Origin of the sequence: Marinobacter sp., from assembly GCF_035268745.1 — a bacterium.
GTDB lineage: Bacteria > Pseudomonadota > Gammaproteobacteria > Pseudomonadales > Oleiphilaceae > Marinobacter.
Window position 1 is genome coordinate 1 of record NZ_DATFKH010000057.1, and the last position, 15,428, is coordinate 15,428.

The window sequence follows — 15,428 nt, forward strand, 5'->3', positions numbered from 1 at the left end:
ATATCCAGGGCTGGGTATTATGACTGGACGCCGCGAGGGTGGCGTACCGCACCAATACTTTATAGTCGCGTGCCGAGACACCAGGGTCGCTGTGGCACCAGGTTTCACTAACAGCATCCGAATAGTTCATGGCGGTCTCCATATCCTGAGCAGCAGACTACAGAATATATGTGAATGGTCTGAGAATCGCTCCCTTATATCTTTTGCCGGCTCTGGCAACACCCGGTCCAACCCATTGATCGACCGACTGTAGGTGACCGGGTCGTACTGGACGAGTCACTTTCGAGAATTGAAAAAATCTTTGAGCGGGATGGGACAGTGATGTCTCACCCTACCTGATATTGTATGATTTGTATTTGTTAAAGAGCAGAGAGCCTAATGCAGCAACTGGTGATCCAGGTTTTATTGCCAATGATTTTGGCGCTGGTCATGCTAGGTATTGGCATGGCGTTACAGCCAGCCGATTTCAGGCGGGTTCTGCTGAAACCCAGGGCTTCCGTTCTGGGACTTGTTTTGCAATTACTGTTTCTGCCTTGCCTGGCTCTGTTGCTGGTGTGGTGGTTACCCTTATCGCCTGTAGCAGCAGCAGGTTTGTTTCTGGTCTCCCTCTGTCCAGGTGGAGCCACTTCGAACCTTTTTTCTGTGATAGCCCGGGGCGATGCGGCCCTCAGTGTTACTCTGACGGGCGTGACCAGCCTGCTGACACCGCTTACTCTGCCCTTGTTGTTTCTTGCATACTTGCAGGTCAATCCACTGGATACCGGGAACTTTGATTTACCCCTCTGGCCCGCCATTCAGCAGCTGGCGATGGTCACCCTGATCCCGGTTACTCTGGGAATGTTAATACGCTCCTGGTTTCCTGGTTGGGCGTTGAAGCTTCAGCCCGGGTTGCGTCGTCTGTCTACCCTTGCCATGTTATTGATAGTGGTCAGCCTGTTGGCTACTCACTTGCACTTAATGGATCGAATTATCAGTGTCGAAACCCTGGCCATTCTGTTGTTGAGTACAACGGCCCTTCTCGGTGGTTATCTGATTGCCGGTAAGGCGGGCCTGATGGAGCGCGAGCAAAGAACTCTGGGTCTCGAAGTGGGTGTACAGAATGCCGGGACTGCCATCCTGGTTGCTTTGTCTATTCTTCATGCACCCGCCCTGGCGCTGGTGCCTCTGATGTACGGTATTTTGATGAATCTTCCGGCCTTCACCTTTGTCGCCTGGCTGCATCGCAAGGACAGGCAAGAGGGTCGCGCAGGCCTGGCAGGAGAAATAAACGAAGGTGTCTAACCTGCATGCCTGGTTTCTGGCTCTACGCCCGAAAACTCTGCCCGCTTCTGTAGCCCCCATTCTGTTGGGTAGTGCCCTGGCATTTTCAGAGGGTTACTTCAATACGACTGCTTTTTGTCTTGCACTCATTTGTGCATTTTTTCTGCAGCTGGCCGTCAATTTTGCCAATGACCTCTTTGATGCGCAAAAGGGTGTGGATACCAAAAAACGACTGGGCCCTTTACGAGGCTTGCATCTTGGCCTGATACAGTCAGATCAATTGAAAAAAGGACTCTGGCTGGTGCTGGGAATTGCTCTGGTGAGTGGTTTCCTGCTGGCAGCTATGGTGAGCTGGTGGTTACTGGTATTTGGTCTGGCTTCGTTGATTGTTGCGCTGGTTTACAGTGGAGGGCCTTATCCGCTGGCATCCTATGCTTTGGGTGAGCTGTTGGTGCTGGTTTTCTTTGGCTGGCTAGCTGTAATGGGTAGTTATTTTATCCACACCCATAACCTGACACTGGAATCTTTTGTTTACGCCACCCTGGTAGGGTTACTCAGTGCAGCCATCATGCTGGTTAACAATCTGCGGGATTGCTACACGGATGCCACTGCCGGAAAAAAGACTCTGGTGGTTTATCTGGGTGAGCGAAAAAGCCGTGCTCTCTATCGTCTTCTGCTCCTGGCTGCTCCTTTGTTGCACTGGTCCCAGAATCCGCGCATGGATGACTGGGCCTGGTTGCCCCTCCTGCTGATCGCTCCGCTGCTGTTTTTGCTATTCCGCAGGATTGGTCATCTGGAAGGCAAAGAGCTCAACCGGATGCTGGCTCTTACCTCCCTGACGCTGTTGATCTACTCCCTCAGCCAGTCTTTACTCCTGTTATTGGTTGGCTGAATAACTCCTGTTTTCTTTCTCAAAGCGATATCAGTCAGTGAATTCAAACAGAGGCTATGGGGTGGGGCTTCCCAAAAGCACGCTACGAGAAGCAGAACCCCCAACTACCGGGAGATCACTGAAGATCCGCCCCAACACGAACAATCTTCATGGTATTGGTGCCGCCCTGGGCGTTCACAAAGTCGCCTTTGGTGATCACCACCAGATCGCCTTCCTTGACCGCCCCCATTCGCACCAATTCGACAAGCGCCCGGTCATTGGTCTCTTCGGGGGGAATCGTCGCCGAATCGAAGGGCACTGTTTGTACGCCCCGGAACAGGGTTACCCGGTGCTGGGTGGAATGGTGACGGGAGAAGGTGAAAATTGGCAGGCTCGATTTGATGCGGGACATCAGCAGCGGAGTGGCGCCGGTTTCCGACATGCAGATGATCGAGGTTACGCCTGTCAGGTGATTGGCCGCATACATGGCAGACAGGGCAATGGCCTCGTCCACATGCTCCATGCTTTCGTGGATACGGTGCTTTGACTGATGCATGGAGGGCTGCTTTTCGGCGCCGATGCAGATGCGTACCATCGCCTGCACAGCTTTCACCGGGTAATCGCCTACAGCAGTTTCCGCCGAAAGCATCACCGCATCGGTATAGTCCATCACGGCGTTGGCGACATCAGACACCTCTGCCCGGGTTGGCATCGGGTTCTCGATCATGGATTCCATCATCTGCGTGGCCGTTATGACCACCTTGTTGAGCGTGCGGGCACGATTGATGATGTGCTTCTGCACGCCCACCAGTTCCGCATCGCCAATTTCCACAGCCAGGTCGCCCCGGGCAACCATGACGGCATCAGAAGCCTCGATCACCGAATCAAGCGCTGACGTGTTGTGGGCCAGTTCCGCGCGCTCGATCTTGGCCACCAGCCGTGCTTCGGAGCCTGCTGCCTTCAGCAGGCGGCGGGCAATGTGCATATCTTCGGCATTACGGACGAAGGATACCGCGACATAGTCTGCGCCCAGCCTGGCGGCTGTTTTGATGTCCTGCTTGTCCTTCTCGGTCAGCGCTTCGGCGGACAGGCCGCCACCACGCTTGTTCAGGCCTTTATTGTTGGACAGGGGGCCGCCGATAAGAACGCGGGAGGAAATACGGCTGTCCTCCACCATCTCCACTTCCATTTCGATGCGGCCATCGTCCAGAACCAGAACATCGCCTGGCTTCACGTCCTTGATCAGTTGTTCGTAGTCAATGCCCACCCGCTCGTCATTGCCGGCTTCCTTGTCCATGGCGGCGTCCAGAACAAAGCTCTGGCCGGCCTTCAGGGTGACCTTGTTGTCGGAAAAGCGGGCGATCCGCAGCTTGGGGCCCTGCAGGTCTGCCAGTAGAGCCACAAAGCGGCCGTTTGCTTTTGCGCTTACCCGCACCCGGCGGGCGCGTTCCATGTGATCTTCCGCGCTGCCATGGGAAAAGTTCAGCCGGGTCACGTCTACGCCAGCGGCGATGATGGCAGACAGTGATTCCGGTGAATCGGTCGCAGGGCCTAGAGTGGCGACGATCTTGGTACGCCTTAGCATGGTTGCTGGTTCCTTGTGTTTTTCAGTGAAGCTTTCCGGGAGTGTGTCAGAACAACACCGCAGCCAGCCAGGATTACTGGCCTGCCTTTTTCATCAGTGCCACGGCATTGTCCAGCATTCTGTTCGAGAATGCCCATTCGTTATCATACCAGGCCATGACTTTTGCATGACGACCGATGACTCGTGTGTGGTTGGCATCGAAAATGCTGGACAGGGCATCGTGGTTGAAGTCCACGCTCACCAGTTTTTCGGCGTTATAGCCCAACACGGAGCTGTTCTCTGCGGCGGCTCTGACGGATTCGTTTATTGCCTCTACCGTAGTGTCACGGCTGGCAATAAAGCTGAAGTCCACCAGGGATACGTTGATAGTAGGGACGCGCACCGCCAGTCCGTCAAGTTTTCCGGCCAGTTCCGGAATCACCCTGCCAATGGCAGCGGCCGCCCCGGTTTTCGTGGGGATCATGGACTGGGTGGCGGACCGCGCGCGATACAGGTCAGAATGGTAGACATCACTCAGTTTCTGATCGTTGGTGTAGGAGTGGATGGTGGTCATCAGCCCGCTGTCAATTCCAATCCTGTTTTGCAGCGCCTCAACCACCGGGGCCAGGCAGTTGGTGGTACACGAGGCGTTCGAAATAATGTCGTGCCGGGCGGTCAGGATGTGATCATTGACACCGTAAACAATCATCGCGTCTGCGTCCGCAGAAGGCGCGGAGATAATGGCTTTCCGGGCCCCGGCCCTGAGATGGCCCTCAGCTTTGGCCCGGGAGGTGAACAGGCCGGTGCATTCGAGCACCACGTCAACCTGGTGATCCTTCCATGGCAGTTCTTCCGGGTTTCTGATTGCGGTAATTGCAATGCGGTCGTCATTGACCGAGAGCGACTCGCGGTCGTGGTTTACACTAGCACTGAATCGACCATGCACGCTGTCGTATTTGAGCAGGTGGGCATTGGTCTCGGCATCGCCCAGGTCGTTGATGGCGACAACCTGAACCTGATCGCGGTAGTTATTTTCGTAAAGTGCGCGGAGCACATTGCGGCCAATGCGCCCGAAGCCGTTAATTGCGATGCGAATAGTCATGGTTGGACTCCAGATTCTGCTACGACATGTTCGTTTTTTTACTTTATGTTGTAAATATAACAACAAAAAATAGAAAAATGAATGTCTGATGGGTGATTAGTCCAAAAAAAGCACGTAAACTTACGGCAATAGGCGAAGGCGCCCACTCGCCGGATTTCAGGAGAACTGTTATGCATCCGACCGTCGACGCGGTAACCCAGCGCATCACCGAGCGTAGTCACGACACCCGGCAGGACTACCTGAACCGGATGGAGACACTCAAGGCGCAGTCACCCCATCGCAGTTCGCTTTCCTGCGGTAACCTTGCCCATGGTTTCGCAGCCTGTACCCAGTCGGATAAAGACACCCTGAAATTCATGAACAGGGCCAATGTGGCTATAGTGTCGGCGTATAACGACATGCTTTCGGCGCACCAGCCTTACCGGGATTTTCCGGACATTATCCGTGCGGCCGCCAATAGTATGGGCTCGGTGGCCCAGTTTGCCGGTGGCACGCCGGCAATGTGTGACGGTGTCACTCAGGGCCAGCCGGGTATGGAACTGAGCCTGTTCTCCCGCGACACGATTGCCATGAGCACCTCGGTTGCGCTCAGTCACAACATGTTTGATGCCACTTTGCTGCTGGGCATCTGCGACAAGATTGTTCCGGGGTTGCTGATCGGTTCGCTCAGCTTTGGCTACCTGCCCACGGTACTGGTACCGGCAGGGCCGATGCCTTCCGGACTTCCCAACAAGGAGAAGCAGCGGATCCGGCAGTTGTATGCCGAAGGTAAAGTCGGCAGGGACGAACTGCTTGAGGCGGAATCGCAGTCCTATCACAGTCCGGGTACCTGCACCTTCTACGGCACGGCAAACAGCAACCAGCTGCTGGTGGAAGTGATGGGGCTGCATCTGCCGGGTGCGGCCTTTGTTAATCCGGGCACGCCCTTAAGGGATGCATTGACCCGGGCTGCAACAGAACAGGTCATTCGCCTGTCCAGGCCCTACGGTGGTGCGCTTGGCCTCGCTGACATGATTGACGAGAAAAGCATCGTCAACGCCCTGGTAGCATTGCTGGTGACGGGTGGCTCAACCAATCACACCATCCACTGGATCGCTATTGCACGGGCCGCCGGCATCATCATCGACTGGAACGACTACTCCGAGCTGTCATCCGCGGTGCCTTCCCTGACGCGTATCTACCCTAACGGTGAGGAAGACATAAACGCTTTCCACGAAGCCGGGGGAACGCCTTTCCTGATCCGGGAACTGCTCAGTGCAGGCCTGCTTCACAACGATGTCGAGACCGTGATGGGGCATGGTCTTGAGCACTATACCCGAATGCCGGAACTGGACGGCGACAAGCTGGTCTGGAAACCCGTTCCTGCAAATAGTGCCAAACCGGATGTGTTGAGTACCGTCAAAGAGCCTTTTGCGCCGGACGGTGGCCTGCGGGTTCTGGATGGCAATCTTGGCAGGGGTGTGATCAAGGTGTCTGCGGTCGCCAGCGAACACCGTGTTGTCACTGCGCCGGCGATGGTTTTCAACGATCAGAACGAACTGAAAGGTGCGTTCGAGGCCGGCGACCTGGATAAGGACTGTATCGTCGTCGTCCGTTTCCAGGGGCCGAAAGCCAATGGCATGCCGGAGCTGCACAAACTGACCCCTTACCTGGGCGTACTGCAGGATCGTGGATTCAGGGTAGGCCTGATAACCGACGGCCGCATGTCCGGCGCCTCCGGCAAGGTTCCGGCAGCCATTCATGTCTACCCCGAGGCAGCGGATGAAGGGCCGCTGTCGAGGGTGAGGAATGGCGATGTGATTGCGCTGGACGCCGACAACGGCCTGCTGGAAATCGATGTTCCGGCCGATGAATTCGCCAGGCGAACTGTGGCAAAAGCAGACCTGAGTGCCAATCGTCATGGCCTGGGCCGGGAGCTTTTCGGCTGGATGCGCCGGGCCGCGAGCACCCCGGAAGAGGGCGCCAGCTTTTTCTGGAACCACGACGCGTGACTACAATCAGGTATTCACTGGTAGGGGATATTGGCGGCACCAACGCCCGGTTTGCCCTCGTACAATCCGGTAAGGTAAAGCCCGAAGCCGTTAAGGTTCTGGCGTGTAACGATCATGACAATCTTAATTCCGCGATTAGCGAGTATCTGCAGTGGTCCGGGGTAGCGCAAGTGCAGGATGTTTGCCTCGCAGTTGCCTCTCCGGTGTCGGGCACCCGGGTGAGAATGACCAACAATCACTGGCGTTTTGATAGTGAGGAAGTGCGCAGCCAGTTTGGCTGGAGTGCATTCAAGGTCATCAATGACTTTACCGCCATGGCGCTGGGGGTTCCCCATGTGGCTGCCGAAAAGCTGGTTCATGTCTGTGGTGGCCCCGGCGATGCGCGGCGTCCACGGCTGGTAGTCGGGCCGGGGACAGGACTTGGCGTTTCCGGCCTGATACCGCTGCAGAATGGTTGGGTGCCCTTGATGACCGAGGGCGGCCATGTGGATTTTGCGCCCACGGACGATACCGAGATGGCGCTGCTGCGAATTCTCAAGGCCCGGTTTGGCCGCGTCTCGGTGGAGCGGATTCTTTGTGGCCAGGGACTGCTGAATCTGTACCGGGCCCACGCCGAGATACAGGACGTGGCCGCACCCCTGGATGCGCCGGAGAAAATAACCGCGGCAGCGCTGGGGCATTCGGACCCGCTTGCCAGGCTGACCCTCCGACACTTCTGTGAGATTTTGGGACGTGTTGCCGGCAATGGCGTATTGACCCTGGGTGGCACGGGTGGCGTTTATCTTTGTGGAGGCATCCTTCCGCGAGTCATCGATTTTTTTCTGGAAAGCCCGTTCCAGAAGGGCTTCGAGGACAAGGGCCGGATGCGGCCGTTGCTGGAGTCAACACCGGTTTACGTTGTGATGGAAGGCTACACCGGCTTGCTGGGCGCAGCAGAGGCGCTGACCAACCCGGAAGTTTAGGGCGCAACCGTTGTTACTAATCCGTGCGTAAGTAAGCGGACAGGTCTTTCCAGAACACGCTGTGAATACGTCCATGTACGCTCGGCCTCCGCCATCCCTGGCTCCGGACGGTTCTGGAAAGACCTGTCCGCTTACTTTGTTATCCATCAGTACATCTCACTCCAGGAACTGCCACAGAGTGGGTTACAGATAATGGACCAGTGATTCCCTGGCAAATCGATACTGGCGATTGTATACCCCTTTTTCGGAACGCTTTCCGGCCGCGAGCACCATGGTAACCAGGCCTTTTTTAGGAAGTTTCAGCAGTCGCCGCACCCGGCATTCATCAAAACCCTCCATCGGGCAGGAATCATAGCCATGGGCCCGCAGTGCCAGCATCAGATTTTCGGCAGCCAGCGCCGTGGATTTGGTGGCCCAGATTTTCATTTCATTCGGGGAATAGGGGCCCCTGGGCACCGGGCGGGCCAGACCCACGAACAGGCCGGCGGTTTTCTTGGCCGCGCCGAATAGTCCGAAAGGCCCCTGACTGTAGTGGATCGGCGCGATTCTGGTGTAGTACTTCTCGACAATGTCCGGCAGCTTTTGTTCCGGCCATTGCGCCAGCGCCATCCGTGCATGACGGCGCCAGGTGTCGGGTCTGGCCACCACTGCAATCAGAACCGGTGCGGTTTTTGCCGCGTTCTGTCCGAGGCAGGCTGCGGCCAGACGGGCTTTCAGATCCGGCGTTTGCACCACGAAAAACTCCCAGGGCTGAAGATTGCTGGAGTTTGGCGCCAGCATGGCCAGCTCCAGGCAGTCATCCAGTACCTCCGCAGGCACGGGCTCAGCGGTGAACCGCCGCACTGAACGGCGGCCGCGCACAACTTTGCGAAATTCATCCAGGGTGGGATTGGACGTAAGGTCCGGTGGTGTATTCGTTGACGGAACGTTCATGCAGAAAACAGTCCTTGATGGCGGTGTGGTCATACCCCGTTTGCCGGTATCGGGCAGGGGCTTTATGGTTACCGCAAGTGGCTGTCGATGCAATGGCCGTTTATTCCGGAGAGGGTGACCGCAATGACCAGTGATGATTCCCGCCTGCCTTTTGATGACCTGGTGGCGAAGGTGCGCCAGTGCCGTATCTGTGAGGCTCACTTACCTCTGGAACCGCGCCCGGTGATCCAGATTTCCCGGTCTGCCCGTGTGCTGGTAGTGGGGCAGGCGCCCGGTCGGCGGGTGCACGAAACCGGTCTGCCGTTTAACGACCCCAGCGGCGACCGTTTGCGTGACTGGATGGGGATTGACCGCGCCACTTTCTATGACGAACAGCAACTGGCCATACTGCCCATGGGATTCTGCTATCCGGGCACCGGCAAATCCGGTGATCTCCCACCCCGGCCGGAGTGTGCGCCGGCCTGGCGGGACCTGTTACTGGCAAGACTGGAACATATTGAGTTGACGCTGGTGATTGGCCAGTACGCCCACGCCTGGCATTTGCCCGGGCCAGGACGGTCGGTGACCGAGAGCGTACGCCGTTGGCGCGAGGTGTGGCCGGCCATGTTGCCGCTGCCTCATCCCAGCCCGCGGAACAATCTGTGGCTGAGGCGCAATCCCTGGTTCGAAGACCAGGTGATTCCGCAACTGAAACAGCGTGTAAGAGCCGTTCTCGAGGTGTGATTCCAGGGCCGGTTGCTCTGCGGTCAGTTGATCATAGACCAGCTTCCTTGCTGTTTGTAGTCGTTTACAAAAGCTTGTTGTTTTTACTACATCAGCAACGTGATGTTCGTTCAAGAGTTTGTATGCGAAAAACCATAAAGACGCTTAGATATCCAGAAACCAATAAAAAACATAGATCTAAGTGCCCTCATTTTTTACCGGCCAAAAAAATGTAACAAAAACGAAAAAAAAATGTTCTAAAACTTTCCATTTTGCGCTCATCCAGCTAGATTTGTTGTGTCCCGAAAAAAAAACGGTTGCTGACCGTAACGAATGTTCGGGATGACAGCGTCTGTCAAGCCGGGTTAATGCCTCATCCTCCCGCTCGAGGGCAGGATCTGGCTGCCTGTTAAAGGCAGATGGGCAGACCGGAATACTTCAAACAAAAACAGGAAATTATCATGTTCGAAACCAACAAATGCTCGACCGTAAAGACGTTTAAACGATCGCTGCTGGCTGCCGGTGTTGCGCTGATGGCTGGTTCATTTGCTGCACCGTTATCCGCTGAAACCACGTTTCAATCTGACAGTGGCTGGAAGGCAGGTTTTAACGGCCACATCCCGATTTTTGCTGTGCTCGCCAACTACGATGATCCGCGTAATGAAGACTCCTTTACGATTACCACCGGCTTCAACCCTGCCACCCTGCAAACGAACATATACGCACCGATGCAGAATGGCCTTGAAGTGTCTGGTCATTTCCAGATGAACGCAGATATCGCGCCGGGCGATGCCAATGCGAACTTCCGTAGCCGGGTATCGGAGATTGCCGTGTCCGGTGATTTCGGCCAGGTCAATATCGGCAAGGGCTTTGGTATTTTCGGGGTGCCGGCAATCGGCGATAACGGCAGTGGTCTCGGGGTCGGTCTGATTGGTGGTCCTGACCAGGTGGCAGCGACCGCCGGCCGTATTGGCAACGGTTATTTTTACGCCAACTTTACGCCAAGGGTAATGTACACCTCGAACAACCTCGGTGGTCTTCAGTTCAAGGTTGGCGTGTTCAGTCCATCCAAGGTTGGTGAGCGGCCTGTGCCCAGACTTGAGAACTCTGCCGATCCCGCAAATCCAACGGTTGCCGAGCTTGTTGCGATTAGTGATGCACAGGCGACAAACGCTCAGATCAACGATGCGGAATACAGCACACCGCGGATTGAAGGTAATGTGGTTTACTCAGCGGATATGTTCTCGGTGTGGTCAAGCGCATTTACCCAGGATGTGGACTCCAAAGCCGGCACCTTTGACGACTACACCATGTCAGGTATCGACTTCGGCGGGTCGGTTTCTGTCGGCGACCTAGACGTTCGTGGTAACTACTCGATGACCTCGGGAACCGGCAACGGTGTCTTTGCTGCCCGCCTGGACCCGAACGAGGAAGATGCCAGTCAGTGGTATGTCGAGACCACTTATCAGATCAACCGCACAACCCTTGGCGCCAGTTATGGTGAAGGTGAGGATGACATCAACAGCAGCGCAAACGACACGGATCTGACCATGATTTTTGCCCGTTATGCGGCAACCGATGCGTTAACGCTGTTGGCTGAGTACACAACTCTGGGCACGGAAGGTGGCCAGGGTGAGTACGATGCCTTTATTGTTGGTACACAGCTTACCTTCTGAGGAAGGCATGAATGGCAAAGCCGGGTTCTGAGGAGCGCCCGGCTTTTTTGTGTATGACCAGAAGCTGGAAGCCCGGGCAAAAAAAGCTTCGGGCGGCAAAGCCGGCCGGAGCAAATGCCCGAGAGTGTTATTCAGGCGCTGTGGTGGAGAGCAACCGTCTGCGGTTGCGGAGTTTCCTTGTGAGCCAGATATTTGTCCAGCTCGCGAACGTCTTCCTCTTTAGCGTAGAGGCCCTGTTTGGTTCGACGCCAGAGAATGTCTTCGGAAGAAATTGCCCATTCGTGCCTGATCAGATATTCGACTTCACGCTCGTAGAGAGTGCCGGCAAAACGGTAGCCCAAATCTTCAATGCATGTTGCCTGGCCGAGAAAATCGTAGGCTTTGGTACCATAGGTGCGCACATAACGGCTGTAAACGGCTTCCGGAAGCCAGGGGTAATCAGCGGACAGTCGCTTTTCCAGTGATTCATGGTTCTCGAAATCGCCGCCGGGGAGGATACCGGTTTTTGTCCAGCGGCCACCGGCGTTGGCGAAGAACTGGCAGAGCTTGTCGGTGGCCGCCTCCGCAAGTTTGCGGTAGGTTGTTATTTTGCCGCCGAACACCGAAATGACCGGAGCTTTGCCGTTCGCGCGATCCACTTCAAACGAATAGTCACGGGATGCTTTTTTTGCGTCGCCCTCTTCATCGTCCATCAGCGGACGAACGCCGGAGTAGGACCAGACTACATCGCTTGCGGCCAGCTGGCGCTTGAAATGGGAGTTGACGATGTCCAGCAGGTATTCGGTTTCTTCCGGCGAAATCTTTGCCTTTTTCGGATCACCTTCGTAATCCACATCGGTGGTGCCCACCAGTGAGAACTCATCCTCATAGGGGATTACGAACACAATGCGCTCGTCTTCGTTTTGCAGAATGTAGGCTTCGGTCTCCCGGTTCAGACGGGGTACAACAATGTGGCTGCCTTTTACCATGCGGATGGTCTTTGGTGCCTTCATGGCAAGGCTTTCGCTGAACAGGCTGCTGACCCAGGGACCAGACGCATTAACGATTACCCTGGCAGATACATGGTGCACACTGTGATCGTTCATGTCCTGCAGCGAAATATCCCAGGAATCTCTGCCGCGTTTGGCGTCAATGCATTTGGTACGGGTCAGGATGGTAGCTCCGCACTCCTGGGCTTTCTTGGCCGTCAGTACCACCAGACGAGCGTCGTCGACCCAGCCATCAGAGTATTCGAAGCCTTTGGTGATATCTGCTTTCAATGGACTTTTTTCATCGAACCTGATGGCTCGTGATCCCGGCAGAAGTTCCCGCTTGGCAAGATGGTCGTACAGAAACAGTCCCATCCTGATCATCCATGCGGGCCTCAGGTGAGGTCGGTGAGGAAGCTGGAATCGCATTGGCCACATAATGTGAGGGGAGTTGCGCAGCAGTGACTCTCTTTCCGCCAGGGCTTCACGTACCAGACGGAATTCGTAATGCTCCAGATACCGCAGGCCGCCATGGATCAGTTTGCTGCTGCTGGAGGATGTGGCTGAGGCAAGGTCATTCATTTCGCACAACAGAACCTTCAGGCCACGACCTGCGGCATCCATTGCGATGCCTGTTCCGTTCACGCCGCCACCAACAATGACCACATCAAATTTATTGTTTTCATTAGTCATTCTTTGCCATCTCCTGACTCCGGTGAAAGGCGCAAATACGGCGCACTCCCCGGTCTACAAGTAAATGTGTAACCCTATTATGCGAAAGCACGATATATTCGTAAAGGAAAATATAGAAAAAAAACGAAAAAGGTCAGGCAATAGCCTGCCATGCTGTATTCCGAAGCGATACGAACAAAGGGACTTTCAGGAAAATGCGCGGGGGGGTGTGTCAGACCAGGTGCAGTTCTACATTGTTCTCGCGCAGTAACTGCCGGATTTCTTCTGGAGGCTGTTCGTTGGTAAAGACATGATCGGCCTGGGTAATGCTGCCGAGGCGCACCATGGCGTTGCGGCCAAACTTGGAGTGGTCAGCGGCCAGCAGCACCTGACCGGAGTTTTCGATGATTGCCTGGGCAACACGAACTTCCCGGTAATCAAAGTCCAGCAGCGATCCGTCGGTATGGATGCCGCTGATGCCGATGATGCCGAAATCCATCTTGAACTGGTTGATAAAGTCCCGGGTTGCTTCACCCACGATGCCACCATCACGGTTCCTGACTTCACCACCGGCAATAATGATATGAAAGTCCTCTTTCGCGGAAAGGATGGACGCCACATGAAGGTTGTTGGTTACCACCTGCAGGTTGTTCTTCTCAAGCAGGGCTTTGGCGATAGTTTCGGTGGTGGTGCCTATATTGATGAACATGGAGGAGTTGTCGGGGATCATCTTCACCAGGGCTTCCGCCATAAGCTCCTTGGCTTCCAGGTCCATGATCTTGCGAGCCTGGTAAGCGGTATTGATGGTGCTGGAGTCAATGCCGGCGCCGCCATGATGTCGGCGCAGTTTCTTTTCACCGGCCAGTTCGTTCAGATCCCGGCGGATAGTTTGCGGCGTTACCCTGAACTGATCGACAAGCTGTTCTGTGGTGACAAAGCCGTTCTGCTGGATCAGTTCCATTATCAGGTCCTGTCGGCGACGCTGTGCCATTCGGCTTCCTCCGGTTTTCCGCCTGTTCTGTAACGAACGGTCTGCAATGAACAGGAACGGGATAGTTGGTCTGAAAGTGAACCGAGTCTAAAGTGTTTTGACGCTTTGTGCAGCATTTTTAGGGAGTTGTGCGGTTTCAGGCAAGTTCAGATTTTTTTTGCTGGCCAAAAAGGTTGGCATTTGTGTTTAAAAAAGTAAAAATACGAAAAAATAAGAACATTAGAGGTAACAGTTATGGGCCAGTACATTCTTTCCATCGATCAGGGGACCACCAGTTCCAGAGCCATCCTTTTTACCCTGGATGGCAACGTGCACGTCTCCAGTCAACAGGAATTCCCCCAGCTCTTTCCGGCCAGCGGCTGGGTCGAGCACGATCCCGAGGAAATCTGGCGCACCGTCCGGGAAACCTGCGCTGATGTTATGGCAAAAGGGTGCGGTGACAATGATGAAGTGATCGCTGTGGGCATTACCAACCAGCGGGAAACCACGGTGATCTGGGACCGGGTGACGGGCGAGGCGGTTTACCCGGCCATTGTATGGCAGGATCGCAGAACAGCCGAGTGGTGCGAGACGCTCAAGAAACAGAGCCTGGAACCTTCAGTAAACAGCAAGACCGGCCTGTTGATCGACCCTTACTTTTCAGCAACAAAAATAAGCTGGGTACTGGATAACGTGCCGGATGCCAGGCAGCGGGCAGAGCAGGGCGAGCTTGCCTTCGGTACCATTGACAGTTTTCTGTTGTGGCGGCTGACAGGCGGCAAGGAGCACAGAACCGACGCAACCAACGCCAGCCGCACCATGCTGTTCAATATTCACACTCAGGAGTGGGATCAGGAGTTGCTGGATCTTTTCGGTATACCGGCATCACTACTTCCTGAAGTGATGGACTCCGCCGCAGATTTCGGCCGGATCCTGGATAATGGCAAGCTGAACGGGACATCTGTGATGGGCATGGCCGGTGACCAGCAGGCGGCGCTGTTTGGTCAGACCTGCTTCGAGACCGGGATGGCAAAAAGCACCTATGGAACCGGCTGTTTTCTGATGTTGAATACCGGTGACAAGGCACTGCAATCAGAGCACCGTCTGCTTACCACGGTGGCCTATCGCCTGAATGGCAAACCGGTTTATGCCCTTGAAGGCAGCATCTTTATTGCCGGCGCGGCTATCCAGTGGTTAAGGGATGGTCTGCGGCTGATTCAGGATGCCTGCGACACCGAGCCCCTGGCCGAGGGTACGTCGGTGGACCATGGCGTTTATCTGGTACCCGCCTTTACCGGGCTGGGAGCGCCCTACTGGGATCCGAATGCCCGTGGCGCCATTTTCGGACTGACCCGTGATACCGGGATAAAAGAAATTGTGACGGCCGGCCTGCAATCGGTCTGTTATCAGACCAAAGACCTGCAGAAAGCCATGCAGAAAGATGGTTTGCGACCGATTGCGTTGCGGGTCGACGGTGGAATGGTGGCGAACAACTGGGTATTGCAGTTTCTGGCGGATATTCTCGGGGCGACCGTGGATCGCCCCAGGATGGTCGAAACCACGGCGCTGGGAGCATGTTACCTTGCCGGGCTTCAGGCCGGCGTTTTCGCGTCGCTGGAATCGCTTCAGGAATCCTGGCAGTGTGACCGCCGGTTTGAGCCGCAAATGAGCAAAGAGCACCGCGATGAGCTTTACGGCGGCTGGTTCCACGCCGTGGCGAAACTCCAGAGCGGCCCGCAGACGCCTGCCTGACGGGA

12 protein-coding genes are annotated in these 15,428 nt (G+C 55.5%); 7 read left to right on the top strand and 5 right to left on the bottom strand.

What is annotated here, in order from left to right:
• Positions 1 to 378 precede the first annotated feature (378 nt).
• Together VJ956_RS04810 and VJ956_RS04815 are read left to right on the top strand one after the other, a co-directional pair.
• Complete coding sequence (locus VJ956_RS04810) at positions 379 to 1,281, top strand: bile acid:sodium symporter family protein (RefSeq protein ID WP_324082218.1); 903 nt, start codon at positions 379 to 381, stop codon at positions 1,279 to 1,281.
• Positions 1,274 to 2,152: a 1,4-dihydroxy-2-naphthoate polyprenyltransferase gene (locus tag VJ956_RS04815; RefSeq protein ID WP_324082219.1), complete on the top strand. Its 879-nt coding sequence runs from the start codon at positions 1,274 to 1,276 to the stop codon at positions 2,150 to 2,152. The genes VJ956_RS04810 and VJ956_RS04815 overlap by 8 nt, the downstream gene beginning before the upstream one ends.
• Before the next feature lie 115 nt (positions 2,153 to 2,267).
• Here VJ956_RS04815 and pyk read toward each other — a convergent pair whose 3' ends face one another.
• The gene (gene pyk / locus VJ956_RS04820) at positions 2,268 to 3,716 is read right to left on the bottom strand and encodes a pyruvate kinase (RefSeq protein ID WP_324082220.1); all 1,449 of its coding nucleotides are present in this window, start codon (positions 3,714 to 3,716) and stop codon (positions 2,268 to 2,270) included.
• A 73-nt stretch (positions 3,717 to 3,789) separates the two neighbouring features.
• The gene (gene gap / locus VJ956_RS04825; RefSeq protein ID WP_324082221.1) at positions 3,790 to 4,797 is read right to left on the bottom strand and encodes a type I glyceraldehyde-3-phosphate dehydrogenase; all 1,008 of its coding nucleotides are present in this window, start codon (positions 4,795 to 4,797) and stop codon (positions 3,790 to 3,792) included.
• A 170-nt stretch (positions 4,798 to 4,967) separates the two neighbouring features.
• On the opposite strand from gap, the gene edd reads away from it, so the two are divergent.
• Positions 4,968 to 6,788 (top strand): phosphogluconate dehydratase, encoded by a 1,821-nt coding sequence (gene edd, locus VJ956_RS04830; protein WP_324082223.1) that lies wholly within the window; start codon positions 4,968 to 4,970, stop codon positions 6,786 to 6,788.
• Positions 6,785 to 7,750, top strand: coding sequence for a glucokinase (locus VJ956_RS04835; protein ID WP_324082225.1), 966 nt, complete (start codon positions 6,785 to 6,787; stop codon positions 7,748 to 7,750). The genes edd and VJ956_RS04835 overlap by 4 nt, the downstream gene beginning before the upstream one ends.
• A gap of 183 nt (positions 7,751 to 7,933) precedes the next feature.
• Here the strand turns inward: VJ956_RS04835 and VJ956_RS04840 are convergent, their stop codons facing one another.
• Positions 7,934 to 8,683, bottom strand: a complete 750-nt coding sequence (locus VJ956_RS04840; protein ID WP_324082227.1) for a nitroreductase family protein — start codon at positions 8,681 to 8,683, stop codon at positions 7,934 to 7,936.
• Between the two features lie 123 nt (positions 8,684 to 8,806).
• Here VJ956_RS04840 and VJ956_RS04845 point away from each other — a divergent pair, with 123 nt between their 5' ends.
• On the top strand, positions 8,807 to 9,406 hold the full coding sequence (locus VJ956_RS04845; protein ID WP_324082229.1) for a uracil-DNA glycosylase family protein: 600 nt from the start codon (positions 8,807 to 8,809) through the stop codon (positions 9,404 to 9,406).
• A gap of 440 nt (positions 9,407 to 9,846) precedes the next feature.
• On the top strand, positions 9,847 to 11,061 hold the full coding sequence (locus tag VJ956_RS04850; RefSeq protein ID WP_324082230.1) for a porin: 1,215 nt from the start codon (positions 9,847 to 9,849) through the stop codon (positions 11,059 to 11,061).
• Positions 11,062 to 11,192: 131 nt separating this feature from the next.
• On the opposite strand, the gene glpD is transcribed toward VJ956_RS04850, so the two are convergent.
• Positions 11,193 to 12,722 (bottom strand): glycerol-3-phosphate dehydrogenase, encoded by a 1,530-nt coding sequence (glpD, locus tag VJ956_RS04855; RefSeq protein WP_324082232.1) that lies wholly within the window; start codon positions 12,720 to 12,722, stop codon positions 11,193 to 11,195.
• Positions 12,723 to 12,933: 211 nt separating this feature from the next.
• Positions 12,934 to 13,692, bottom strand: coding sequence for a DeoR/GlpR family transcriptional regulator (locus VJ956_RS04860; protein WP_324082234.1), 759 nt, complete (start codon positions 13,690 to 13,692; stop codon positions 12,934 to 12,936).
• 234 nt (positions 13,693 to 13,926) lie between these two features.
• Between VJ956_RS04860 and glpK the strand changes: the two genes are divergently transcribed.
• A complete protein-coding gene (gene glpK, locus VJ956_RS04865; RefSeq protein ID WP_324082236.1) occupies positions 13,927 to 15,423 on the top strand; it encodes a glycerol kinase GlpK in 1,497 nt (498 codons plus the stop codon).
• The last annotated feature ends 5 nt before the right edge of the window (positions 15,424 to 15,428 follow it).

Excerpts from the sequence above, each read along its gene's own strand:
- glpK (WP_324082236.1), top strand. The coding sequence starts at position 13,927 with ATGGGCCAGTACATTCTTTCCATCGATCAGGGGACCACCAGTTCCAGA.
- glpD (WP_324082232.1), bottom strand. The coding sequence starts at position 12,722 with ATGACTAATGAAAACAATAAATTTGATGTGGTCATTGTTGGTGGCGGC.
- gap (WP_324082221.1), bottom strand. The coding sequence starts at position 4,797 with ATGACTATTCGCATCGCAATTAACGGCTTCGGGCGCATTGGCCGCAAT.
- pyk (WP_324082220.1), bottom strand. The coding sequence starts at position 3,716 with ATGCTAAGGCGTACCAAGATCGTCGCCACTCTAGGCCCTGCGACCGAT.
- VJ956_RS04840 (WP_324082227.1), bottom strand. The coding sequence starts at position 8,683 with ATGAACGTTCCGTCAACGAATACACCACCGGACCTTACGTCCAATCCC.
- VJ956_RS04850 (WP_324082230.1), top strand. The coding sequence starts at position 9,847 with ATGTTCGAAACCAACAAATGCTCGACCGTAAAGACGTTTAAACGATCG.
- VJ956_RS04860 (WP_324082234.1), bottom strand. The coding sequence starts at position 13,692 with ATGGCACAGCGTCGCCGACAGGACCTGATAATGGAACTGATCCAGCAG.
- VJ956_RS04845 (WP_324082229.1), top strand. The coding sequence starts at position 8,807 with ATGACCAGTGATGATTCCCGCCTGCCTTTTGATGACCTGGTGGCGAAG.
- VJ956_RS04810 (WP_324082218.1), top strand. The coding sequence starts at position 379 with ATGCAGCAACTGGTGATCCAGGTTTTATTGCCAATGATTTTGGCGCTG.
- edd (WP_324082223.1), top strand. The coding sequence starts at position 4,968 with ATGCATCCGACCGTCGACGCGGTAACCCAGCGCATCACCGAGCGTAGT.